The 23,903-nt window shown below is 43.1% G+C and carries 20 protein-coding genes; 11 read left to right on the plus strand and 9 right to left on the minus strand.

Annotated features, from left to right (window positions below):
- Window positions 1-269: 269 nt before the first annotated feature.
- Entirely contained in the window at window positions 270-1,076 is an 807-nt protein-coding gene (locus KN1_RS05985; RefSeq protein ID WP_221290009.1) for a DUF929 domain-containing protein, read from the minus strand.
- A 100-nt stretch (window positions 1,077-1,176) separates the two neighbouring features.
- Between KN1_RS05985 and KN1_RS05990 the strand changes: the two genes are divergently transcribed.
- Window positions 1,177-2,724: an outer membrane protein assembly factor BamB family protein gene (locus KN1_RS05990; RefSeq protein ID WP_221290018.1), complete on the plus strand. Its 1,548-nt coding sequence runs from the start codon at window positions 1,177-1,179 to the stop codon at window positions 2,722-2,724.
- A 601-nt stretch (window positions 2,725-3,325) separates the two neighbouring features.
- Here the strand turns inward: KN1_RS05990 and KN1_RS05995 are convergent.
- Window positions 3,326-3,991 (minus strand): zinc-ribbon domain-containing protein, encoded by a 666-nt coding sequence (locus KN1_RS05995; RefSeq protein WP_221290020.1) that lies wholly within the window; start codon window positions 3,989-3,991, stop codon window positions 3,326-3,328.
- Window positions 3,992-4,704: 713 nt separating this feature from the next.
- Here KN1_RS05995 and KN1_RS06000 point away from each other — a divergent pair.
- Window positions 4,705-5,019 carry a hypothetical protein gene (locus tag KN1_RS06000; RefSeq protein ID WP_221290022.1) on the plus strand — a complete coding sequence of 105 codons (315 nt, stop codon included), beginning with the start codon at window positions 4,705-4,707 and terminating at the stop codon, window positions 5,017-5,019.
- Between the two features lie 75 nt (window positions 5,020-5,094).
- Here the strand turns inward: KN1_RS06000 and KN1_RS06005 are convergent, their stop codons facing one another.
- Window positions 5,095-7,605, minus strand: coding sequence for a carboxypeptidase-like regulatory domain-containing protein (locus KN1_RS06005; RefSeq protein WP_221290024.1), 2,511 nt, complete (start codon window positions 7,603-7,605; stop codon window positions 5,095-5,097).
- Between the two features lie 781 nt (window positions 7,606-8,386).
- Window positions 8,387-8,728, minus strand: a complete 342-nt coding sequence (locus tag KN1_RS06010; protein WP_221290026.1) for a YbjQ family protein — start codon at window positions 8,726-8,728, stop codon at window positions 8,387-8,389.
- A gap of 747 nt (window positions 8,729-9,475) precedes the next feature.
- Between KN1_RS06010 and KN1_RS06015 the strand changes: the two genes are divergently transcribed.
- Both KN1_RS06015 and KN1_RS06020 read left to right on the plus strand, forming a co-directional pair.
- Window positions 9,476-10,471, plus strand: a complete 996-nt coding sequence (locus KN1_RS06015) for a DUF973 family protein (protein WP_221290027.1) — start codon at window positions 9,476-9,478, stop codon at window positions 10,469-10,471.
- Window positions 10,472-11,245: 774 nt separating this feature from the next.
- Complete coding sequence (locus tag KN1_RS06020; RefSeq protein WP_221290028.1) at window positions 11,246-11,671, plus strand: hypothetical protein; 426 nt, start codon at window positions 11,246-11,248, stop codon at window positions 11,669-11,671.
- Between the two features lie 187 nt (window positions 11,672-11,858).
- Here KN1_RS06020 and KN1_RS06025 read toward each other — a convergent pair whose 3' ends face one another.
- Both KN1_RS06025 and KN1_RS06030 read right to left on the minus strand, forming a co-directional pair.
- Window positions 11,859-12,671 carry an HpcH/HpaI aldolase/citrate lyase family protein gene (locus tag KN1_RS06025; protein ID WP_221290029.1) on the minus strand — a complete coding sequence of 271 codons (813 nt, stop codon included), beginning with the start codon at window positions 12,669-12,671 and terminating at the stop codon, window positions 11,859-11,861.
- A 508-nt stretch (window positions 12,672-13,179) separates the two neighbouring features.
- A complete protein-coding gene (locus tag KN1_RS06030; RefSeq protein ID WP_221290032.1) occupies window positions 13,180-13,698 on the minus strand; it encodes an ArsR/SmtB family transcription factor in 519 nt (172 codons plus the stop codon).
- 902 nt (window positions 13,699-14,600) lie between these two features.
- Here KN1_RS06030 and KN1_RS06035 point away from each other — a divergent pair.
- Window positions 14,601-15,674: an MFS transporter gene (locus KN1_RS06035; RefSeq protein ID WP_225905800.1), complete on the plus strand. Its 1,074-nt coding sequence runs from the start codon at window positions 14,601-14,603 to the stop codon at window positions 15,672-15,674.
- A gap of 212 nt (window positions 15,675-15,886) precedes the next feature.
- Here KN1_RS06035 and KN1_RS06040 read toward each other — a convergent pair whose 3' ends face one another.
- Window positions 15,887-16,276: a type II toxin-antitoxin system VapC family toxin gene (locus tag KN1_RS06040; protein ID WP_221290035.1), complete on the minus strand. Its 390-nt coding sequence runs from the start codon at window positions 16,274-16,276 to the stop codon at window positions 15,887-15,889.
- Window positions 16,273-16,500, minus strand: coding sequence for an AbrB/MazE/SpoVT family DNA-binding domain-containing protein (locus tag KN1_RS06045; RefSeq protein WP_221290036.1), 228 nt, complete (start codon window positions 16,498-16,500; stop codon window positions 16,273-16,275). The genes KN1_RS06040 and KN1_RS06045 overlap by 4 nt, the downstream gene beginning before the upstream one ends.
- 430 nt (window positions 16,501-16,930) lie before the next feature.
- Here KN1_RS06045 and KN1_RS06050 point away from each other — a divergent pair, with 430 nt between their 5' ends.
- The 4 genes from KN1_RS06050 (at window position 16,931) to KN1_RS06065 (ending at window position 20,687) form a co-directional block, all read left to right on the plus strand.
- On the plus strand, window positions 16,931-18,307 hold the full coding sequence (locus KN1_RS06050) for an MFS transporter (RefSeq protein WP_221290038.1): 1,377 nt from the start codon (window positions 16,931-16,933) through the stop codon (window positions 18,305-18,307).
- A gap of 437 nt (window positions 18,308-18,744) precedes the next feature.
- Window positions 18,745-19,779 (plus strand): glycoside hydrolase family 12 protein, encoded by a 1,035-nt coding sequence (locus KN1_RS06055; protein ID WP_221290039.1) that lies wholly within the window; start codon window positions 18,745-18,747, stop codon window positions 19,777-19,779.
- A 304-nt stretch (window positions 19,780-20,083) separates the two neighbouring features.
- Window positions 20,084-20,305: a type II toxin-antitoxin system VapB family antitoxin gene (gene vapB / locus KN1_RS06060; RefSeq protein ID WP_221290041.1), complete on the plus strand. Its 222-nt coding sequence runs from the start codon at window positions 20,084-20,086 to the stop codon at window positions 20,303-20,305.
- A 49-nt stretch (window positions 20,306-20,354) separates the two neighbouring features.
- Complete coding sequence (locus KN1_RS06065) at window positions 20,355-20,687, plus strand: type II toxin-antitoxin system VapC family toxin (protein ID WP_258712646.1); 333 nt, start codon at window positions 20,355-20,357, stop codon at window positions 20,685-20,687.
- A 310-nt stretch (window positions 20,688-20,997) separates the two neighbouring features.
- Here KN1_RS06065 and KN1_RS06070 read toward each other — a convergent pair whose 3' ends face one another.
- Complete coding sequence (locus KN1_RS06070) at window positions 20,998-21,756, minus strand: hypothetical protein (RefSeq protein ID WP_221290043.1); 759 nt, start codon at window positions 21,754-21,756, stop codon at window positions 20,998-21,000.
- A 590-nt stretch (window positions 21,757-22,346) separates the two neighbouring features.
- Here KN1_RS06070 and KN1_RS06075 point away from each other — a divergent pair.
- Together KN1_RS06075 and merA are read left to right on the plus strand one after the other, a co-directional pair.
- A complete protein-coding gene (locus KN1_RS06075) occupies window positions 22,347-22,499 on the plus strand; it encodes a heavy metal translocating P-type ATPase metal-binding domain-containing protein (protein ID WP_221290045.1) in 153 nt (50 codons plus the stop codon).
- Window positions 22,496-23,845 (plus strand): mercury(II) reductase, encoded by a 1,350-nt coding sequence (gene merA, locus KN1_RS06080; RefSeq protein ID WP_221290061.1) that lies wholly within the window; start codon window positions 22,496-22,498, stop codon window positions 23,843-23,845. Before KN1_RS06075 ends, merA begins: the two co-directional genes overlap by 4 nt.
- Window positions 23,846-23,903: the final 58 nt, after the last annotated feature.

A 23,903-nucleotide genomic window follows, 5' to 3' on the forward strand; every position in this document is an offset into this window, starting at 1 on the left:
CCTCAGTGACCCCCTTATTTATGGAGATAGGTATGGTGCCGTGATTAAGTCACAAATTCTGGAATCAACTTTCTCTCCTATAAGCATAAATGTGCTTACCCTTTAGGACTTATCTGATAAAGCTATGACGGTTAATTTAGGGAAAGATATAGATCAGCTCATTGACACATACGGAGTAACAGAAATTTTCTAGATATTAAGAGAACTAAATATAGTAACTGATAATCTAAAATAAAAGGATAGAAAAGAGAAAAAAAGAATATCTAACTTTAAGACATGAAAGATATGTTCATCTGGGAACCTGCAGCCTCTTCAATAACGTTTTCTATTACTTGTACTCCCTGCCATATATAAGGTACGGCCTTCTTATTGTACAAGTTCTGCATTATATATGTACCGTTAGCGTTTTTGAGGGGTAGAATATTGTAGAGTGGGCCATATGCCATGTATGTACCTTTAGGCCCGGTTATTATTAGAACCGTGACTATGTGCCCCTTCAGTATAGCTAGAGGCTCTGACGTGTTATCGAACACAGCGTCCATTTGATAGTGCATGACTAGCTGGTATAACGGTGTTGGTAAGAAGTGCTCTAATTCTTCAGCCCCCACTGTCTGTAATTCTCCCTTAGGTATTGGTGTCCCGTTAGGTGTAGCATTTAGCCATTTATTATACATATAGATATAATAGAAGTGGACTGGTTCGTCGGGTTCGTAAGGAGTGTAGTTGAGGAATATCAGACCGGTAGTGTTAGGGAATGGTCTGTACGGGTTCGAGCTGGCAAACGTATAGCTCAGGTTTCCATACGCTGACATTATAATATACAGAGGCCATGCATCTGATAGTGCTACATGGCAACCTTCCCATCCAACTAGATAGACGTCTACCTGGTGAGGTGGCGCAAAGTCTTCTGGGGAAGCATAGAAGAACTTTCCTGAAGGCACCATCTCGTATAGTGGAGGGACGGCATTATTTTGCACTTGGTTTACTTGTGCCCTTAGATATATTGGTATTGCTGAGGCTATTATGAAGACTAAAATTGCAGTTACTAATACCTTGCTCTTTATGGGTTCTTTCATGTCTTTCGTAGATTAGTTGTAATAAAACTAAAATAAGATTTTTCTTTGTTTACTCATTATAGGTAAATTTATAAATATAAACAATTGTCTTAAGTAATCGGTGAAAGACGTGAAAGGAAGTATAATGGTCTTAATTTTAATCGTCCTTATAATATTTGCAGGGGTTGCAGGGTATTTAGCGGGGAAGTCCAATAGCTCAAGCACAGTGACCACATCGACTATTACCACAACTACAACTAAGACTGTTATTCAGTCCAACTTTACGACGTACCAAGTATACCTAGACGGTATAGAGTTTACCGACATATTCTACCCACAGAACTTACCCAATGTATCTATAGGGCCTTCAAATTATACAATGTTCGGTATGACCCCCAATAGAGACCCGGTAATACACGCTAACCTAACAGCCCGGTGGACGACTCCGTTAATAGGGAATTTTGAACAGAACATGACCTTGTGGAACCAAATAGTGAAAGAACTAGGTAAGTCTTTCGGCTCTGCCTACAGACAAGCTACGGGCATAGCAGTGGGCCCTACAGAGGCTAACGGGATTGTCTATGTTGCCAGTGACGCAGGCTGGGTGTACGGTATCAACGTATTTAACGGTAAGATAATATTCGAGCTTAACACCCCGGGTACTCTGAGCATGTGGGAACCACTGGTATGGAAGGGAATAGGCTTAGTGGGCCTCGGTGGGGCAATGTTCGACTACCAACAAGGTGCACTAAACGGGTTCGGAGGTGGACACAGAGGACAATACACCGGTATTAACGGGCTTCTGGCGTTTAACGCTACATCAGGTAAACCACTGTGGCTGGTCTTGACCAGAGCACAAGCAATGCCTACCGGTGTGATAGCCAATGGTGTAGTCTATTGGGATACCGGTGACGGGAGCATTTATGCTACCAATATCTCAAACGGTAAGACCCTCTGGGTATATCATTATGACGGTAGCGGTAATATGGCGTCTCTAGATTACTATAACGGAATAGTAATAGCAGGGTTTTCACAGACTTACCCCACTAATATGTCAGCCATAGTAGGTGTTTATGCCGAAAACGGAAGCCCGGCATACATCATCAAACTACCGTTTGCGACTACGTCTTCTGCAGGAGATGCTGTAATGGCCGTATGGAACGGCTACATAGTAGACGGTATATTGGGCTTCCAAAACGGACATTCACCCCTATTATCTCATATTTCGTCAAGAGAAGTGATGATAGTAGCTAATGCAACTACAGGGCAGATAATCTACATGATGAATATTACTAATATTACTACTCACCCTTCAGATACAAATAACGGGTTTAACCCTGCAATAATTAACGGTATTATTTATCAGCCTACAATTGCAGGCAACTTGATGGCTATTAATATCACTAATGGAAAAATATTATGGGAATCTCCTCAACTTACAAAGGGCTGGCTCCAACCTCAGCCTACTTACTATAACGGAATGCTGTTTGTGCCTGCCGGAAATGCAATAGCAGTCCTAAATGCCAGTAACGGGCAAATAATAGCATTATATCATACACAACTTATAATGAGACAGCAGTTAATAATCGTGGGTAACACGGTCATAGAGACCTCAGGTACTAATTGGGTTTTTGCAATTCCGATATCCCAGATACTGGAGAATAGATAGGAAATGAACAAAAAACAACACTTTTTTAATTTTTTCCTCCTCTCCATTTTCCAAGTCAAGTATATAGAGGACATGTTTTATCATCTAGACTAGGTGAATAGGTCTCGGTTACCGGGTGAAGAAGATTCATAACGAGTTCTAGGCACTAAAGGAAGGGTAGGTTCTTTCACTGCTCTTTAGAGGATTAGAAATCACAAATAGAACTGAAGATATAACTAAAATAAATTTACACATGACAACATAATAAATACGTAGTACGTATAAAACGTGTTATAATGGGCTTATAATTTATGCTACCTGGAATGATTTTACGTACACTGTATTATATGTTCCTTGAATTATACTAATTTAATGGAAAATATTACATTTCGCAAAGGACGCGTGAAAGACTCAGGGAGGGATGACGTTGAAAATTTTTACTAATTCTTAAGATATTATTTGTCACATACGACTCTTGTCAGTATTATTTTATTGACTATCCAAGCTTTCCTCACTTTTCTCCTATGTCGTACACGAATAAATGTTAACTTCCCGCTGTGCCTATTTGCGAAAAGGCTTATACTTTGGTCGGATTATAGTAGAAAAAAATCCTGACCTTAAATTAACGATAAGGGACAGAACCTCCCATACCCCAGTTTAGATACCTCTTTTTCAAATATTCCACCAGTCTAGCCGGGTAAGGGACTTGTGATACGTCGACCTCCTTACTGCGTCCGCTCCGCAAAATGAACTTAATACTCCCCATATTATTGGGACCTCCCATATTAGTCACCTGGACGTCCGCTACGTTATCCCACTTACTAAGCAGTCGCCGGTTTATATAGATCCCTTGATCGTTAAAGCTGATTACTGAGCCCCTCCGCTTACCGAACGATATTGATCCCGTTGGGAACCTACTGCTTATAATAAAAGCCCTACCTATCCTGATCACGATTACACCAAGCACGCCAAGAGTCACGCCCGCCAAATTAAAGAGAGCACCTATGAAGGCTAACACAACAGTTAAGATTATCCCGACAAGTTCGAGCATAACCCCTTTCCTTCTTCGTGCAATTTGTCCCTCCTGTAACTGTTTACTATAGGACAAAAATACACCGTCGAGTCCCTCACCATACGGCTGTGTTGGTATGTAAGGGGGTTGAGGGCTGGGTGGCTGAGGAGTAGACAATTGCTGGCCATAAGGCTGCTGCATCAGCGGGTAATTACACCTGCTGCAGTATGGTACATTGTCTGGGTTACTGAAACCACACCTAGGACAAATAATCATTAATTATAATTATAAAAAGGCCATTTAATAAGGCTTTTGGTAGTATGTATTTAAAAATCTTGGAAGCTTAGAATTACACTTGACCATTACCTTAATACTTATACCCTACCTTAGGTGGGAGGCTTAAGTATCTTAAATACTGACTGGAAAGTTATCTCCTAATAACATCACTAAGTTTATTTAGTAAGAAAGATATTAGACGTAAAATTTTGGGTAAAAACGTTTTATTCCAAGACCAGTAAGGCATCCGTTACAAACGAATTAGTATAATTCGTGGGCAAACAACAAAGTACGAGCAAACCATTCTGTATAAACTTAGTTATAGGGTCACCCCTTGTACTTTTACACGTAATACGTATTAACATTATTATATGTGTATATTTATACTAAATATATATTATTTATACCAAGTCAGTCAATAAAGGGCAACTGTGCAGTCAGTGTAGGGGTAAAAATTTGCTAAGTAGGAGAGTTGACGTCGCCCTTTAGTACTCGGCAAAGTATAATTAATAACAATTGTCATAATCTCACCACACTTGGACAAACAAAACAGCAAAAGAAAAAAGAGTTGCCCTTGTTCGATGACGTTATCGTAAAGTGCTGTATCCCGCACACCGCAACGGACACCTTATTTAGAGCGCGATGAATAAACCAACTCTGCCTTAACTGTTACTGAGAAAGGGTTTTTAACTGACAACTTGTCATAATTTTTTATGTATAGGAGGTTAGAAGTCAGGAAAGACGGGTTCGGTTTCTGCTATCAGGGGTCGTGGATAGCAATTACAGTAAATGACGAAGCGGTCATAATAGCTGAAGAGGTATCCTATGAAGTAGCAGTAGGGAGCCAGTTCTCTAAAATCAGGCTTATAATAAAGGGGGGCAAAGTTTTCGTAGAGTCACCCCTAGGGAGCTCAGAACTCGCAGACCCATCGCAAATAATCGATAACATCAAAAAGGTCAATGAGGAAAGCATAAAAGACAAGAATAAAGAGCTCTACGAGAAGATCAAGAAACACTTAAAGTATTAGCTTAACCCTTAAATACGCTCTACACAAGGTTTTAAGGTAAAAAACAAAAAAGAGTACCTTAACTCAGACCGTAGCTTACCTCTTTTTAACGACCAACAGAGCAGCGATCACAGCTACCACTATGATAACTACTATAACGACGAGAACTGTGGGGAACGTAGACGTCGTGGACGTGGGGGGAGGAGACGGGGGAGGTGGCATATAGGTGGAGCTGGTAGAGGTCACTGAGGTCGTATGGGTCACACTGCTGGTATAGCTACTCGTTGGAGGTGTAGTAGTACTGGGGGGTACTGTAGTAGAGGTAGGAGGTGTAGTGGAGGTAGGAGGTGTGGTCGTCACGGTGGTCTGTTTGACGTGGACTATAAAGGTCATCTGCGGGTCCCCGTAGACTAGGGTTAGGTTATAGGTACCGGGCTGAGTAAAGTGGATATACACCTCATACCGGGGGCCGACCTCCACGACCTTTAGGGGACTCCCGTTTAAGTAAGCCGTCAAGTTCTCTACTCCTACTGTAAGGTTTAGCACCTCTCCCTGCTCCACGTTTATGGAAAACACGCCTTGAGAGGTCTGAGTCGCACTGGTCGCTTGCCCGTTTAAGGATAACTGGAAAGGTACGGGTGTCAGGTAAATGACTAGGGTACCGTTAGCCCTTAACGTCACTGACGTGGTGTTGGGTAGGTAACCGTTAGCCTCTGCTGTAATGGTCAAACTACCTGCAGACAGCCCGGATAAAGTGTAACCGTTAACCCCTACCCCTATTTCCTCCCCGTTAACGCGAATTATGCCTTGTAACGGTACACCGCTAGTTGACACCAGTAAAACTTTCAAGCTTAACTTCGGGAGCGGTGGGGTGGGCGGACTCACCGGTTGTACTTTCACGTTTTGGACAATCGGGATCTCTGATACCTGAAGGCCGTAGTCCGTCTCATTAAACACGTAAATTGTGCTACCGTTAAGGACGTTGTAAGTATTTTTATTAAGGTAGACGATAGAGTAAGGTAGGCCTGACACAGAGAACAGCATCACCTTCACAGTACCGTTATGGAAATTACCGTTATGGAAATAGTTGCATTGCAGCGCTGAAAAGGACGAGTTAAACTCGTTTAAGTAAACGCTATATCCCAAGTTCTGGTTGAAGTGGTAATTATAGTACGCTACACTACAGTTATTGTAAATGACTTCGTTGGTCCCGTTAGTGAACAGCACTTCGAGGAAGTCGGAGAAGGTTATTGTATTCATGAGACTGAATACTTCATTGGAGAATGTGATGTTCTTAATACTACCCCTTTGTACCGTGTAGACGTAGGTCGACCCGTCAACTACTGCGTAAAAGTAAGTACGGTTTCCCGCGATGATGGGGTATGAGCAGAGCACGGGTAAGGTTGTCTTCTGACCGTTAGTGGTGTTTATGGCGTATTCGGAGTCTAGTTTAAAGCCCTGACCAGTAACGGTAAAGGAATAGTTGTAGTTTAACAAGTAGAAGGGGCTAAGCTCGTATGAAGCTAACCTGGAACCTAAAAGTTCTAATACGTGTACCTTGCTTACCCCTTGACCGTTCACCGGGTTCGGGACATATATCAGTGTAGTGTTCACGGGAGTGAGCTTACCGTGTGATAACCTTACCACGGTGACGTTAGTTTCGAATAGCGAATTAACGACAGTAGGGGAAGTGCTCTTTGTGCCTAGTGTTAAGCCTTTTTCCTCCTCTTCAACTGCGTATATCCCGTTTGGCAATACCTTGTAAGGTAATACATACAGTACAGACGAGTTAGTCAGTGTCAGGTCACACACTACTTTACCGCCCTCTATACCGATAAGCTTATCCACACACGGGTATGACATCATGGTTTCTATACTTGTACCGTTAATGATCACTTGTGATTGGGAATGTGTAACACCGTAATCAACACTAATGAACGTAATGCCCCCTACCTCAGTTTCAGCAGGGTAAATAATAGCTTTTTCTACGACTTGCTCTAGGTACTGGAATAATACGTATGGATACAAGAGTTTAAAACTATAGACTGTATTGGAGTAACTATACTTGTTATATAAGTCCAAACCTTTCACAGAGAAGGCGCAGACGTTGTGGTCTTCAGTATACGTCCCGGAAGAGTTCTGTAGTGAAGTCCACGCCATTAGGAACCCTGCACTCCCGTTAAATAAATTCAGCTCTATAGCTAGATAAGGGAAACTAGGCGAGGTGTGGTTCTCAACCCCTCCCCCTAAGTACAAGACGTTATCTACCTCTTTAGTGAAGAGCAGCTGATAGGAAGAGAGGTCGGTGTAGTATACACTGACGTTAACGTCCGCGGTCAGGTTATAGCTAAAACTGGTATCGGGAACGGCTATACCTTGGACTTCGTCGACTCTGTATCCGGCTATGAGGAAGCCGTTATCGTAAGGGACTATCTTCACTATTTTAAACGGGTACGGTACCGGAACCGTATAGATAGGCGTTTGGGGAGAACTAGGTGTTTGGGAAGACACCGGGACTCCTACCAAAAGTTGGAGGAACAGCAGTACTAGCACTAACTGTAGGACTACTCTCTTTGTCACTCCGTCTATATTTTTCAATTTTATCACGTTCTATAACTAATGTACGCTATATATAAAATTAACCCAATGAGCGGTAGCAGTGCCGTATAGGTGGCATTAAGCTTTTGGCCCTATTGAGCTACACGTGTCATGAAAGTCTGGGGGGAACCCGATACCATAAGTTATTAAAGACCGTCACAGCTGGTATTTTCCCCAAGGCGGTACCTCGATACTTATGCTCTATTTTATGTCGAGGTTTTGGCCCGCCATTACATGGTGCCAAGCGTCTAACTAGTAAGCTTAAGGGCTATAAGGTAAAGAGGTGCGAGGGCCCGATGAATAGGGTCACTTCTCTCCTTGAAGACATTTAAGGGGGCTTCAGGAAAGTCGTATCGGGACTAAATAAAGGGTATTTATATCGTTAGTGTTAAGCGACTGAGGTCGGTGTGGGTAGGTATTTCGTAGTCGGTTCATCTTTATGCAGTTTATCTCCTTATCGAGAGTCTAAAGTATAGACACCTTTTGACTTCAATTTTAGCGGTTACTACAACCTCATTTAATAAGGGAGTAGAATATAAAAGGTATTGTGACCAGAACTTATCCACAATTAAGATTGTCGAAGTATGGACTTACTACTATATTGTATATGTTATACACATCAAATACTATATTGTATATACTTATAATATATCGTACATATATGAACCGGAATATATAATACATAAATAAAAAGGGCTATTTTACTAAGGATTTTTGCTAAGACTACTTTTTGTAACAAACTTATTGTAATAAACTTATCAGGGCTTTTCCGCAGTAATAGAAATGACAGCTATGCTCTGGCTACAGTTACCGCTGTGCCGTAAGCTATTATTTCGTCCATGTTTTGGGCTATCTCATTGGAGTCAAACCTGACATTAATGACAGCATTAGCTCCGAGAGTTTTAGCGTTATCTATCATCCTTTGTAGGGCTTGTAACCTAGCTTGCTCTGCCATTTCTACGTATTCCTTGATCTCCCCTCCCTTTAGGCTCCTCAGTGACGCGAGTACGTTGCCCCCTAAACCCCTAGACCTCACTGTTATCCCTATTACCAGTCCTTTAACTTCGACTATTTTGTACCCCGGTATTTCTCCTCCGGTGGTAATTAGGATTTGTCCTTCTGCGAAACTCATGCCTATCCACAGCTAGTTAGGGCATGTAGGATATAAAACTAATCGGAAATGCCCTCGATTATTTATGTTATCCCGTCAATGGGCTTCTCCTAACTTCAAGTTTAATCTGTTGAAAATTCTGTACCTAGCGTATTTTGTAGAGGGCATCAGTACCAGTGTAAAATGTCTGCTTTTAACGTAAACGTGTAAAGTTGCACTATTAGTATTTGACTGAGAATAAAAAATAGTTTCCAAATTTTATTGTACAGGTTCAGTGAATAAAAAGTGCTGAACTTCTAATAGGACATCCCACATTTCCTCTACAATTTCCAATTAGCTAAGTTAGCTAGATTATAACTATATAAATATATATACATATGTATGTATATATATATATATACGTAACATTTAACAATAATTATTGGCATTACTTTAAGGCCTAAGATAACGATAGGTCTGTAATTTGGGTCTTTCACGACTCTTTTGCGAATTCTATTTATCTAGGTAGAGTGAGATTAAAACAATTAAATTGCACACAGATATTAATAAATAGTACGTGCAAAAGCGTGAGGTAATGGTTAATAACTTAAGTTTACCGAGGGTCATATTATACGTAAATTGTATTATTAGTCACAAATTATACCGAATCGAGAGAAAATATTTCAATTCGTAATGGATACCTTACTGACCCACACAGAGGTTTAACAATACTTAGTATATCTCATTATGTCGAAAACTCTTTTTAACTAGTAAATTCAATACTCTATTATGAGCACTGGTAACATAGACGCGCAAGCACTCCAACAGTTAAAGGACGCAGCCCTGTGGTTCATAATAATTTCCCTTCTCGGTGATATAGGGATTTTTTACAGCCTAGGAGCAATTATATCTATTGTGGGGCTGATCCTTCTATTCGTAATGGGGATACCCAAATTAAGGACGGCCTTCCAGTCATTCGCGAGTACCGGTAAGGACGTAGGGTACGGGTTCACCGGACTAAAGATACTACCAATAGCCATAATAGTAGAGTTCGTGGGAGGGTTGTTAGCGGTAATAGGTTTTTTACTGGCTACAACGAGCTCGGGATTCGTGTCGCCGACGGGTGTTGGGGCAGGCTTAGCGGTCGCGATAGCAGGAGGTGTTATAGTGGTCATAGGCGGTATAATAGTGGTCATAGGCGGTATATTAGCCTTTATAGCCGGGCTACTGATAGGGATAACATTATATAGGCTAGGGAGCTTCTACAACAATGACCTCTTCAAGATAGGTGGTATACTGGAGATTATACCCGTTATATCGTTCATAGGTTGGATACTGGTTTACGTAAGCATTGACGAAATTGTCAGGAGGTTAATGGGTATGTTTGTCCCTTACGGTGGGGCACCTGCACAACCCTACGGCCCTGCCCCCGGACAAGCACCTCAGCAGTACCCCCCACAGCCCTATCAACCTTACCCATCAAGTCAACCTTACGGACAACCAATGATAAACGTCTACCAAATGGGTGCAGGTGTTATAAGGCCTAACGGTGAGGCTAAGTTCACGCTCTACAGTAGCGGTAGTATAAGTATAGTAAGTGCAACACTCGAGAACACCACATACACCTCAAACATGGTAACGCCATCAACACTTAACCCGGGGAATAACGATGTCACAGTAATGTTCCCTTCACCCTCAGGCCTCATGCCGGGCGGGAACTACAATATAGTCCTGACACTGTCTAACGGACAGAACATCAAGGTAATGGTGACGTATCAGTCTTAGGGGCTGGTAAGACAAACTGTTTTTTATCTGACGTTTTTGTAGCCTTTTTTAAGTGTTATACCCGGACAGTTAATAAAGGACAACAATGCAGTCGGTGTAGAGGTAAAAATTTGTTAAGCAGGAGATTAAGGCGTTGCCCTTTATTCCCTGACAAGGCATAGGAAGGTCTAAAATTCACCTTATGTGAAACAATATTGGTCAGGTGGATAATACAGTACCGGTCGGGGTTTGGGTTCTGCACGTCCCTGTAGAGGTAAAGCCTTGGATTAACTGAGTCAGACTTGGTCAGCTAGCTTAGTTTATTAACCCGGCGTGAACAGGTTGTCCTCAGTTCTTCACGATTCTAATGAAAAAGGCCGTTAATACTTTACCGAGCAATAAAGGAGAAGAGCCCCTATTAAACGACGTTGAAGCTCCTGACAAATGGGACGATACCTTGCTCTTTTGACCCTAACCAAGTAAATATTGACCTTATAGGCTGGACAAGGGGTTATTCGTGTTTCTTCTGAGGGGTGTTTCTGTTTACCTAAGTTATGACGAGGTTTATACTATTATCAAATATATACACATAACGATATTAATAAATAGTACGTGCAAAAGCGTAAGGTGATGGGTTAATAACTTAGTTTAGTCGGAATGGCTTGGGTTTACTCCATTATTAGTCATAAACGGTACCACTTAGAGAGGAGTTATTTCAATTCTAGGGGAACGCCTTAGCGACCTAAACTAAGTATAATTAGAAGTTTTTTAACCTCTTTTAACATAGTTGTCTTTATGGTACACGTATTCAGGCACCAGTTAGATAAGGACACAAGTATTTCATTACCCGCTAGCGGTAAGTCAGGGCCTACATTAGTCCTCGGCCTAGGGCCGGTGTTCCTACACATACCATTAAATGGTAACGCGAAGTCACCTTATATATCGTTCCCCGGAAGCAGTGTACAAGTCGAAAATAATTTCAACCTTGAACACCACGTAATCACATACCCGAGGAAAGGGGGCTACGAGAAAAAACGGGCTAGATATGGCTACCGGCCCACACAGGGACAAGGTGCTAAGGAAAAAGGTGCACAAGGTAGTAAGCAAGGTAGTAAGAAAAGTCAAGAAGGGCCTAGGAGCACTCACAAAGCAAGGAGCGGGGTGTACCACGTCCCAGGTGTCCCGGGAGTGGGTAGAAAGCCCAGACACACGGGTAAGTAGTTATTAGGGGATGGTGTTAACCTAATAGCCTGCTGCGGGCCTAAATGAGGACTAAAACGGTACTGGTATATGTCAGTCGATAATCCTTGTCTGAAAGGTAGGGCATATACTATATAAAAAACGCATACGATTTGACCCGTCCCACGGTAATATTTCACGACCCGTCAGGGGAGGGGTGGGAGGGGCCTTACTGCCCCCTGAACTCTATTACCCTCTTAGCCAACTTGTAGTGTACATAGTCTATCAGTTTATCGTCAAGCCTTATAGCACCTTTACCCTCTTTCCTCGCTTTTTCATAGGCTTCAACTACCCTTGACGCCCACTCGAGTTCTTCCCTGCTTGGTGAAAAGACCTCGTTGGCTATCATTACCTGAGAGGGGTGGATAACTTGTTTACCCACATACCCCAGCTTTTTAGCCTCTTCGCACTCCCTCCTGAACCCGTCTGTGTCTTTCAAGTCGAAGAACACCTTATCGATAGGGTCTACGTCATAAGCCCTAGCCACCGATACTATTAACGTCTTTATGTACTGGTTCCCCTCATACCACTTATAGTCCCCACCCAACGACAACGCCAAGTCGGCTATACCGTAACTTATACCGATTACCCCTTCAGACCTTACTATTTCCTCTATCTTGGTGAGCCCCTTTGCGGTCTCGATCAGCGGGAGTACCCCCTTACCTGTAGCCTTATGTAGGAACGACAAGTCGTTCTCAGCCTTAGGGACTACTAAGCAGTCCACTTTCTCTTCATTGAATAGGGCTGCTAAGTCGGCGAAAGAATCAGGGCTTTGTAATGGGTTTATCCTGACACAGAGCTCTCTGTCCCCCCAGTCCAGTTCCTTTAGGAACTTCAATAACGTCTTCCGTGCGGTGTCTTTTTCCTCGGGTGGGACGGCGTCTTCCAGGTCGAAGATGATGGAGTCGGCGTTTAGCTCTACGGACTTCTTCACCATCTTTTCCGAGACTGACGGTACATATAACTGCGTCCTCCTTATCATAACTCTTATTACGTCACACATAAAAATAAAACTTTTTTGTTAGTTATTTTCATTATATTTGTATTTTGAGCGTAAATAGACCTAAGAGTGTAGGGCGAGTGATCGCTAGGAGATACTCCATGTCGGTAACGTTGTCGTAATTAACGGTCAGATAGACCGTGAAACCTCACTTTATGCGCAGAGTATATGGTTTTGCTACCAGCTGGGGACGGGTGATTTACCCTTTTGCGAATTTCACTTTGTCCGAGTGAGTGGGACAATGACCACGTAAATGTACACTAAGGAATAACTGTTATTTGATACCGTGTAAAAGTGCAGGACGACGGGTTAATGACTCGGTTTACCCAGAATAATCTCGTGTGATGCATTATTTGTACACTGAATGTTCTAACTTGGCAGAGAAAACTAGTTTGCAACGGCGCTTGTTTAACCACGGGGATTATTCCCCCGAGAAGTAGCAAGCTGTTCTGTAATGTGGGGTTCCTTTATACCCGTGGAGTGCTAAGGTTTATTTGTCGTCCGCTTTCACTAACGAAAAGAATAATTTCTTTGAAATTTCTAGTAGCTCTCTGATTTCCTCTTCTTTCTCTAGGACGACCTCTAAGTTAGCTATGACGTCGAGTAATACCGAGTAGTCGATCGGGTCTACGCCCGGGGGGATAGTGTTATATTTCCCGATCAGGCCATAGATCTCTGTTAAGATCTTTGTAAACCTCTCATAAATTTCCTTTACCTTTTCGTCCTTAGGTGAGACCTTAAAGGTTATGGGGAAAGAGTAATATACAGCCTTAGCTCTATAGAATTTGCTTCTAATATTGTTTAGCCTTGTTACCTTAACTACTTCTATTAATCCTCCCTTTTCAAGTTTATTAAGCCTCCTCCACACAGTGGGGATCGGTATGTCGAGCTTTTGTGATATCTGCGTGGGATTTAGCTCTTCATTTATCAGGAGTTCCAAGATCTTATAATTTAAAGGGTCTAGTATTAACTTAATTTGTTCTTCCTTGAGGAACATCATCCTTTGCATAATAGAAACCACTCGTTCCAGAATATAAATTAACGGGGACCACTGTGAACATGAGAGTGGACACGAGGTAATCAGCTCGGTCGCGGTACAACAGTGATAAAAGGTAAGAAGTGTGGTTTAAGGAGTGGAGTACTAGTTAGGACTTCATAAACCAGAGACAACCTAAAAATTAAACAATAGTACCTTATTATGTAGTGGACTTGAGGACTACTAGTAGAGTCGTCTTTCTTCTTTTTAACAGTTACAAAGGTATGAAAGGGCTGGACCTAGCCTTAATGGAGACGTTTAGGTGACGCCACTATACCGCAGTACAATAAACCTTAGTAAGTATACACATTTATCACGAGAAGAACCACAGGGTTCTCGGCCTTGACTCAATGAGAGGATAACCGACTTAACGGAGTTCTCTCCAAGTAGGCTTCTGGACTAGGCGTCACCTCAGCTAGTAATCGGGTTTTTTCAAGGGTTTAAATGGAGTACCTGAGAAGCAGACTCAATTAAACTTAGAGGGCAAGCTTCTGGTCTCCCGTCCCATAGGTGCGCCCACCTTGTAATGATGTTGCCCTTTATCAACTGACCGAGCATAATGAGACATTACTTAAAACTTATTACCGTTATTCTTCACGCTTTCTGCGAGACTTATACCTAATTAGCTTAAACTGAGTAAAATCACAGTAAAAATAATCTCTAACATGGATACCCATAATACTGCTCTGACACATACTGAAATTTTAAATATTGTTTATCCAAATTACAAAAATTATCAATGTCTTCAGGTTAGTTTTAAATAAGCGGCCCGTTCATTGAAAATGCAATGTGGGCCAAGATCCTGCCCTACTGGTTTTTGATATTCACAATAGGTTTCGGGTGGTTCATATTAGCCCCCCCTAGTACCGTCTTTAGTGAGTGCTTTTTCCGTACCCCTAAGCTCAGTCCTCTTCATAATATCGGCTTATGGATATACGATGGCCATATTAGGTCTCCTAGCCGGCTATATATCGGCCAAATTTAAAGTCCAGACCGTATTATACCTCTCTGCTGTATTGTCCTTCGTAGGTCTGTTAGGTAGGGCGCTATTGCTGGACTTTCAGGAGTTCCTCTTCTCCGCAATACTTGCAGCGGTCTCGTATCCTTTAGCAGTAGCACCAGTAGGGAGCATAGCTGAATCCCTTTTTAAGGGGAGGTCGCAGACTGTCGTAGGGATAACCGTGGGACTACTCTTCCTAGGCATGTCGTTAGGGTCCTTTCTAGGCCCCCTTATATATTCGCATGTCGGACTATCAGGCACACTGTGGATAACTGCTGTCCTTGCCTTATTTGCCTTAGTCTGGATTTTGACCGGCACCAAAGGCTACCCTATCCACTATACTAGGTCCCTAAAAGGGAGTTTCAACATAGGTATGGTAAAGAACTGGTATGTAGGGCTTGCTGTGGCTTCAGTCTCAGTGCTCTTTGGGAGCGTTGCGTCCACAGTGCTCCTATTACATGGTTTTCCTGAGGGTGCGGCCATAAGCTTGGGAGGACTTTTAGGTGGTCTGACGTTCTTAGGTTCGGCACTAGGTGCCATGGTCTTGCCCCCTCTGTTTGAAATATATGGGAAGAGAAGGTTGGGGTTAATAACTTCGGGTATGCTTACCACACTTTCCGCAGTGATAATGGTCGTCAGTATGGTTTACATTACCGACCAGTTCCTAATGTTTGCCGGCTACTTCCTTTTCGGTTTCTTTGGGAACGCCTATTGGTCAATGGCGTTAGCCTCGACTACGTATTATGTGAACGACCCGGCAGAGGCCGGTCTGGCGACGTCGATGTACAGCGTTACAGCAAATGTAGGTGTAGCCCTCATACCGGTGTTCTTGGGGAGCCTTTTCGGGAGCACCAGTACTATAGGTATAGGTGCTGTTATAGTGATAATAATGGAAGTGATAGCTGGGCTCATGTCATTTTCACTGAGGACTGTAAAAGTTAATAACTGAAGTGTTTACGTTAACCGACACTATTACAAAATGGGGTTAAGGGGTGTAAAGTGCCGCCCGGGGTATTTAATAATAAACCTTTTTGTCGGACTTCAGACATAGTGCCAGCTAAGGTCGCCTATATGAGTCCCCCCATCGGCTCGGGTTTAACCTTGGGAGGTAGTTGAGAGGCCCAGAGAACCCCCTTTCAGGGGCGGGTTCCTAACCTACTTCTATAAGTCCAATGTGAAATTACAAGGGTCTATTCTTTCTTTGAAGTCCTTATCTGCTGATATTATCTTAGCGTTATATTTCTTCGAAATTACATAATGTAACGAATCATAAGGCGAGAGTGAGAGGTCTCTTGTAGCCTCTATTACGTCTTCTTGCTTAAAATCTATCACCCTTATAGGTAACGATAGTATTGCCAAGACCTCGTCTTGTATGTCCCTAACTCCCAATTTCCTCAACGCATTTGCTACTTCCAGTAGGATTACATTATCTATAATCACTTCGACCTCCTTTTCATAAATTTTCTTTATTATATTTTGGCAACAAATACCATACTTTTTATCATTTATTTTAGCGTAAACGAAAACGTTACTATCTACAAAATAGTTCATTCCTCACCTAACTCGTCTATTTTCTCTGGCGGGATTTCTTCTTTCATTTCCCCCTTACCGATAAGGACTTCCAATGGGTCCTTTACCCTTTTAACCTTCCTCCTCAATAGGATCTCGTTGTCGTTTAGCGCGATAACTTCAAATTCTTCATTAGGCTTTAAATTAATCTTCTCCCTAACATCTTTCGGTATAGTCACTTGGAATTTCTCTGTTACCTTAACCATGAAAGGGTATACGTATACGTAATATTTAAACCTTCCGTATAAGTACCGTCTTTATGGGGTATTGTTGTAAACCTACATAAATATGCCCACTTACGCTAGTATCTCGAGTAAATCTACATCATAACATAGGAGTGAAAATTCAAATTTTCTCGTGTGTTTTTCTTTTGGGTATTTTTCTTTCCACTTAAACGTAAATTTATTCAATTTTTTTGCACTTAAGGCACTCTCTATAGCCCCCTAACAATATGGTTAAACCCTTGTCTGATCTTGAAATTACTTTTGTTCGCGTGTTTGCGTTTTTTCGTTTTACCGCAAACGACGAGGTCAACCATATATAGTCTACATATCACTATATAGTCTATAACACGAACTATAGTACTGTATAAAATATTTACGTCATTTTTTTAAGAGATAAGCAAAATTGTATCATATGAATTTAAAAGATGTATTTAAACCCTTAGACCAGAGGAGTTTTGACGTATGGCACGTAAAGTCTCTGATAACGACGGGGATGGGCGTATTCACCGACGGGTACGACTTGTCATCTATCGGGTTGGTGTTGACGACAGTGCTAGCGTATTTCGGGATAAGCAGTAGTTCCCCTGACTATAAACTTTGGGACTCCCTCCTAGCAGGGTCTGCACTGGCAGGGGCCGCTATAGGTGCTTTGATCTTCGGCTACTTGGCCAATAAGGGAAGGAAAAAGTTCTACGGCGTCGACGTGACCCTTATGACAATAGGTGCCCTGTTACAAGCCGTAGTGACATCTCCCTTACAGTTAGTACTGGTAAGGGGGCTCCTAGGGCTAGGAGTGGGTGCCGACTACGTTTTATCGCCCATGATAATGGCGGAGCACTCGAACGCTAAGGACAGGGGGAAATTAATAGCCTTCGGCTTCGGTATGATGTGGGGGTTCGGTTACGTAGTAGCGTCTGTATTAGACTTAGCACTGACGAGCTTAGGTGTGAGCCCCGACATAGTGTGGAGGGTAGTCCTCGCAGCAGGTGCGATACCAGCAGTAGCCGTAGTATACCTGAGGAGGAAGATACCTGAAACCCCGAGGTACTTACTCAGGATACAAGGGGACACCAATACGTTCCGAAAAGTAGTACAGACGTTAGCTAAGACCGACGTTAACGTCGACGGCCAATACAAGGACGTTAATACTTTCAGGGACTACTTTATGAAGTTCTACAAAGTGTTCATAACAGCAGCCGTCCTATGGTTCCTGTTCGATATAGTGGCTTACTCGGGGATTTTGTTCGGGCCCTCAAAGATAGCCCCTGCTGTTGGTATCACAAACGGTGCGATATTTAACCTACTAATAGAGTTCGTTTTCGTGTTCCCCGGAGGGATAGTGGCAATTATGCTTATAGACAGAGTAGGGAGAAAACCACTCCAAGTAGCGGGCTTCTTAGGTATGTTTGCCAGCTTAATGCTGTTCTCGACCTTAAGGCCGGTCATCCCGGTAATAGGGGCCTTTATACTCTACGGTCTAATGAACTTCTTCCAGCAAGCAGGGCCAGGTTCAATAAGTGCTTCGGGCATGCTGGGAGTCGAACTAGCACCGACTAAAGTTAGGGGTACAGTACAGTCTATCACCGTAGCTGCAGGGAGGACGGGTGCTACCCTCACTTCTTTTCTATTCCCGTTCTTACCGCTAGACGTAGCCATAGGGATACTGAGCGTATTATCACTAGTAGCAGCGATACTGACATACTTCGGTATACCGGAGACTAAGGGTAAACCTCTAGAGGAGAGCTCCGGAGAAATTAAAGTAACGGAAGAAGTAGAAGAAAAGAGTTAAAGACATTTTTTCCTCCCTTTTCTCTTAGCCCTACACAGCCCTCAAAACGGTATTTTTACCCTGAGTAAAAACGGTTGCTCAGCAAACGTGAAAGACCTTTAAACCTTTTTATACTTTTTCAGGGACTAAAGGGTAAAGCCTCATTCTCCTGTTTAGCAAATTTTTACCCTTACACTGACTGCATAGCTGCCATTTATTACCTCCTTGGTATAAACTATGTTGTTTTTCCCCAAAGTCAGTCCTCTTTCGCACCTTAGTTTATACATTACATAAGTTAACACCATCTTGGGAAAAAGGGCTGTCCAAAACCCCCGCCTTGAAGTTACGGCTTTTTGCTCACTACCCAGACGATCTAAACGGCAACCCCTAGGCGACGTGTCCGATAGGTATTCCCGGGGAGCTAATGGAGTTTTATACCCGGGTTAATAAGGATGTTTATGGACAAGCGGGTAACAGTTATAATAGCTCTTTTACTAGTCGTCTCGGCACTAGCCTTCATCTACTCTAAGCAAGGCGTGTTCCACAACAGCGACCAGACCGCCCCACCCACGGCACCTTTCACTACCTCTACTGCTCTTAATAGCCCCGCGGTGCGTGACAACACTGGGGTCGACTTGATGGGCTTTAACACTTCCTTCAGCCTGATAGGAGAAAGGGGACCAACTCTTTCTTACCCCATAGCAGAAGTCTACGGCCCTGAAAATTCCCTGTTGACATCGACGTTCCTGTGGAACATGAAGAGTTCTAACGGGGTCGTGAATATGACCTTCTACCGCGGTCTCCTCAACGTGTCTGTAAATTTATCCAGCTTTGAAAAAATACAGACCGGTATCCCGGTCGACGGTTACCCCGGTCTCATGTACGGGAAGGAGTGCTGGTTCCCGTTTTACGGCTCCACGCTGACACTCCCACAGCTCCCCCTACCCCAAAAAATTACTTCCTTACCCGATTTCTACTCTCGGGTAGATTTCAGGCTATACCAATTAAACGGTAGTATAGACGACTTTTCATATGACATATGGTTAAGCCAAGATCCCAACGTCACCGTACTACACTACCCTTGCATCGAAGTAATGGTGTGGATGTACCATGAAGAGGACATAACCAGTCAGTATTTCCTCAAAGAGGGCTCCGTGACAGTCACAGCCGTAATTAACGGTAGCGTAGAGAACGAAAGTTTTACCGTATATGTCTTACCGCACACGGGTTCAGCGGGCGGTTGGGTAGGCGTATATTACGTGTCCCAAAACGAGCTGGAAGGAAACGTCTCACTGCCCCTCTCTTATTTCATAAAGCAGTCGGTCTATTTCGCAGGTAAGGTGTTCCCTACCCTATCCCCGGCACAGTACTACTTAGACGCGATACAAGTAGGCATGGAGTTTAACAACACCCCTCAGGGAATAGCCAAGCTAGGTTACACGCTTTACGGTTGGTGGTTATATTTCAACTCCACTACTGCAACCTCTTCGTGAGGCCCTTATGACCCCCTTCAGGACATATAACCGCTCCCTAACTGCTCAGCCTTATACTTAGCCGTACTGTATAGTGTGAGTCCCTGTCGCCTATTCGCTAATATGTACGCCCTTACAAAAGATAGAAGACCTAGCTTTTTAAGACGAGGCGATGAGTAGTCAAATATGTCTTTTTCCTAACGGTATTTCGATAGCAGGGGAAAACCCGTTCAGGGGATAGTCCCTATTGAGTCCTGTTTACCCGAGTCCGGATACTAACTCGTTACGCGTAACGTTTATATTTACCGTATACTTATAATATAATATGAAGACCGTATATAGTTTCAGGATAGACAAGGAATTACGAGAAGAAATGGAGAGGTATAACATTAAGTGGAATGAGGAGATAGAGAATTTTATAAGAGAAAGGGTTAAAGAGTTGAAAAAGGAAGAGGTGCTGAAGAAAATAAACGAAACCCTCTCCACAATTCCAGAGACCTCATCGAGCAGTGCAGAAATGGTGAGGCAGGATAGGGACAGTAATTGACGCGTCGGTTATAGCTAAATACATAACTAAGGAGAAGGGTTGGGAAAAAATAGCAGAGGTATTAAAAGATGGAGAGACCTTAGACCTGGCACTCCTCGAGGTCTCAAATGTAGTGTGGAAGAAAGTCGCGCTTACAAAGGAACTCACTGAAAAGGACGCAGTCAAACTAGTCGCTGTAGTTAAGGACTACCTACCGCAATTATTGACAGTCGACAAGAGCCTAGACTTAATGGAGAGGGCAATGGAGATCTCTATTAAGGAAAAAATCCCGGTTTACGACTCACTTTACATCGCTTTAGCTGAGAAAAAGGGGAGGCTAGTGACAGGGGATAAGAAACAGTATGAGGTAGCAATAAAGTATGTTACTGCAGAACTAGTTTGATCAATACAGTACTTTAAGGGCCTTTGTCTTTAACCCTACAAGTGTTTGACCCTCATGTCTATGATAAGGGTGGTAGCTGAGATTTCCAATGGCCGACAAGTCGAAGTCCGTCAAACGTCGTTTACGTTAGACCATGTACCTTTTGACGGGTCTGTCTCGTTTCACGTGCCTAATTAACCCTCGATGTGCGGGCTTTTCTCTAAAGCTGTTGTTTTTACCTGACTTTCTTATTTTATTTGTTTTGTTGTTGTTTTTATCTCGCCCTATTTTTTACACAAAAAACGAGGTCACCGTGCCTACGTCAAGGAGGTCAGATATGGAACCAGAATTTTATTGAGTTAAAAGCCCTGAGCTTGACAGCCTCTACTTCGTGGTAGGTCTTTCCCGAGTTTTCCCTTATTACCACGATATCAGGCGGGTACTCCACGTTTACCGACTTTATTACCCTTTTACCCCCATTAGTTAGGTAAGTCTTTGCGTTAAACGATATGACGTGATTGAACGGTTCTACGATAAAGTAGTCCTTGGGAGGGAAGTATTTAAGGTAAAACTCGTATCGGTAAACGTAAGTGTCCCCCGGCTTAATTTCGAAGTCACTATCGAAGTGGAACACGTAATATTTATCGGTACTCTCCTGTAAGAACACTTGTCTGTGTTCTTTTCCCTCAAACGAGAGTGGTTTGTCCAAGCACACGTCGCCGAAGACCTTGATGATGACACCCTTGCAGAGTAACTTGGAGTTGTTGTAAAGCTTGGACTTGACCTCATGCCTCATTATGACGTATTTATCGTTAACCTCTACCACCTCACTCACGACACTCTGCTCTAGGATAATTACGTAAACAGGTAAGACTATGTAGCCGTTTTCTCCTAACCCCAACTCACTGCACTCAGCTATTATACCTAGGCTTTTACCCTTTTTCAGTATATTTGTGAGGACTTGCTGGTGGAGGTTGGTTTCCTTTTTTATATCCGAAAAGGTAACACACAAGCTACCTTTATTGTAAATAGACTTCATAACCGCCTTTATTAGCTTCTCGAACTCTCCGTCACCGCCCGGCGAGCCCATAAATATTTTTTATAAGAAGATAATTTTAATTTTTCCCCCATTATTGTTATTTTTCTATTCATCAATTGGTCACGATGTAATGAGACTTACCTCCGTTATAATGATAAACGTGGTCACAAGGGGTATAATCTGAGTACGGTCTCATAGCCTTTTCCGTTAAGTACAGCCCTCACAGCCCTATTCGTCCAAATGTGGTGATGTCTCTACACTATTTATGTACTTTATAACAATATTAATACATGACACCGTATAGGACCGTATAATGTTTAGGCTAATGACTTATTTATCTAATGACCTTACTCATACCGTATTATACGTCCGCTAATTATACTAATTTATAAGAGGATACTACACTTCATAAAGGTCATATGAAAGACCTAATATTTAACAGACGTCCGTTATTTATACGTAGGGTTGTATTGACTGGAGAGAATGTTTCAATATGTGACCGATACCTCCAAAGTAGGGCTTGTCACTTACCTTATCGTTAGACCGGCACAGCCTACTGACAAGGTTTACCGCAACACCCAACGAATGAACATTTGTTCATATATTGAAAAACTTAAATGCTAAGGATACATGTATATCTTATGAAGTTCCGAATAAATAAAGGAGAGCTCAAGTGCGAGCACTGCGGGGCACCCCTTTCAGAGGAAGACATATACGTCAGGGAAATAAAGGGAGAAAAACACTACTTCTGTTGCTCCCATTGTGCAGACGCCTATGAGGCAGGACTTAAATGAAGGACTTCGTGATAATAGGCTACGGTGCTGCCGGGTTCGCGGCCCTTATAGAAGCTAACAAGTTGGGCATAAAGCCCACTGTGATAGGTTACGGCCCTTTAGGCGGCACTTGTGTTAACGTAGGGTGCATACCCTCAAAGAGGGCTTTAAGGATAGGTGAGCTCTACTGGAGCATGAGTAAACTCAAGGAAAAGTACGGGATAAGGCCCGACTTTGACTCAGCCTTTGAAGACGTCAGGCGGTTGGTGGAGGAGTTAAGGAAGAGGAAATACGAAGACGTGCTGGACAGCTATGACGTTGAACTCATACAAGGTAAGGCCCATTTCATTTCCCCTAACGCGGTAAAGGTAAACGGCCAAGTGATAGAAGGTAAAAAGTTTTTAATCGCGACCGGGTCTTCCCCCTTTATCCCCGATATCAAGGGGCTCAAGGAAGCGGGTTACTGGACTAACGTGGAAGCCTTATACCCGCCGAAGAGGGTGGACTCGATCGCGATAATAGGGGGTAGGGCCCAAGCTTTAGAGTTCTCCCAGATGTATAAGAGGCTCGGTGTGGACGTAGTAGTGCTGGAGAGGAGTAAGGTCATAATACCCGACTGGGAACCCGAGGTCTCCTTGGAGGCCCAGAAGTTCCTGGAGGCTGAGGGGGTATATGTAGTCACAGACGTAAAAGTTAAAGAAATAAAGAAAAACGAAGGGGGAAATAAGACTGTGGTCACGGACAGGGGGGAGGTCGAGGTAGACGAGGTGTTGTTGGCTACGGGCAGGAGGCCTAATGTGGACTTAAACCTCGAGTCCGCTAACGTGTACTTGAACGAGAGGGGTGGGGTAAGGGTTGACGAAGAACTGCGGACTACTAACCCCAACATATACGCTGCCGGTGACGTGATCGGAGACCTGATGTTAGAGCCCCTAGCCGGGTATGAAGGCACTGTAGCTACCAAGAACGCGTTGTCGAACTCACACAAAAAGGTGGACAAGAGGAGCGTACCTCAGGTGATCTTCACCCAACCTAATATAGCCAGAGTAGGGTGGGTAGAAAAAGGTGTGGAGACTGAAAGTAGGGTAGTCAAGCTGGACGAACTGCCTAAGTCTGCAATACTGGGAGACCCGTACGGCTTGATAAAGATGGTAGTGGAGAGGGGGAGTAAAAGGGTATTGTCCGTCCAAATGGTGGGTAATGATGCTGGTGAAGTGATACATGAGGCAGTGCTGGCTGTTAAATACGGGTTAACGGTAGACGACCTGATAGACACCGTCCACGCGTTCCCCACGATGTCTGAGGCCATGAGGTGGGTTTCTCTAGCGTTTTACACCGACGTAAGTAAACTGAGCTGTTGCGTATAAAACACGCTTTTATTTCTACGTTATAGTAGCTAAGGTCACTGCCCGTGACAGGCTGAGG

This window comes from Stygiolobus caldivivus, assembly GCF_019704315.1.
Classification (GTDB): domain Archaea; phylum Thermoproteota; class Thermoprotei_A; order Sulfolobales; family Sulfolobaceae; genus Stygiolobus; species Stygiolobus caldivivus.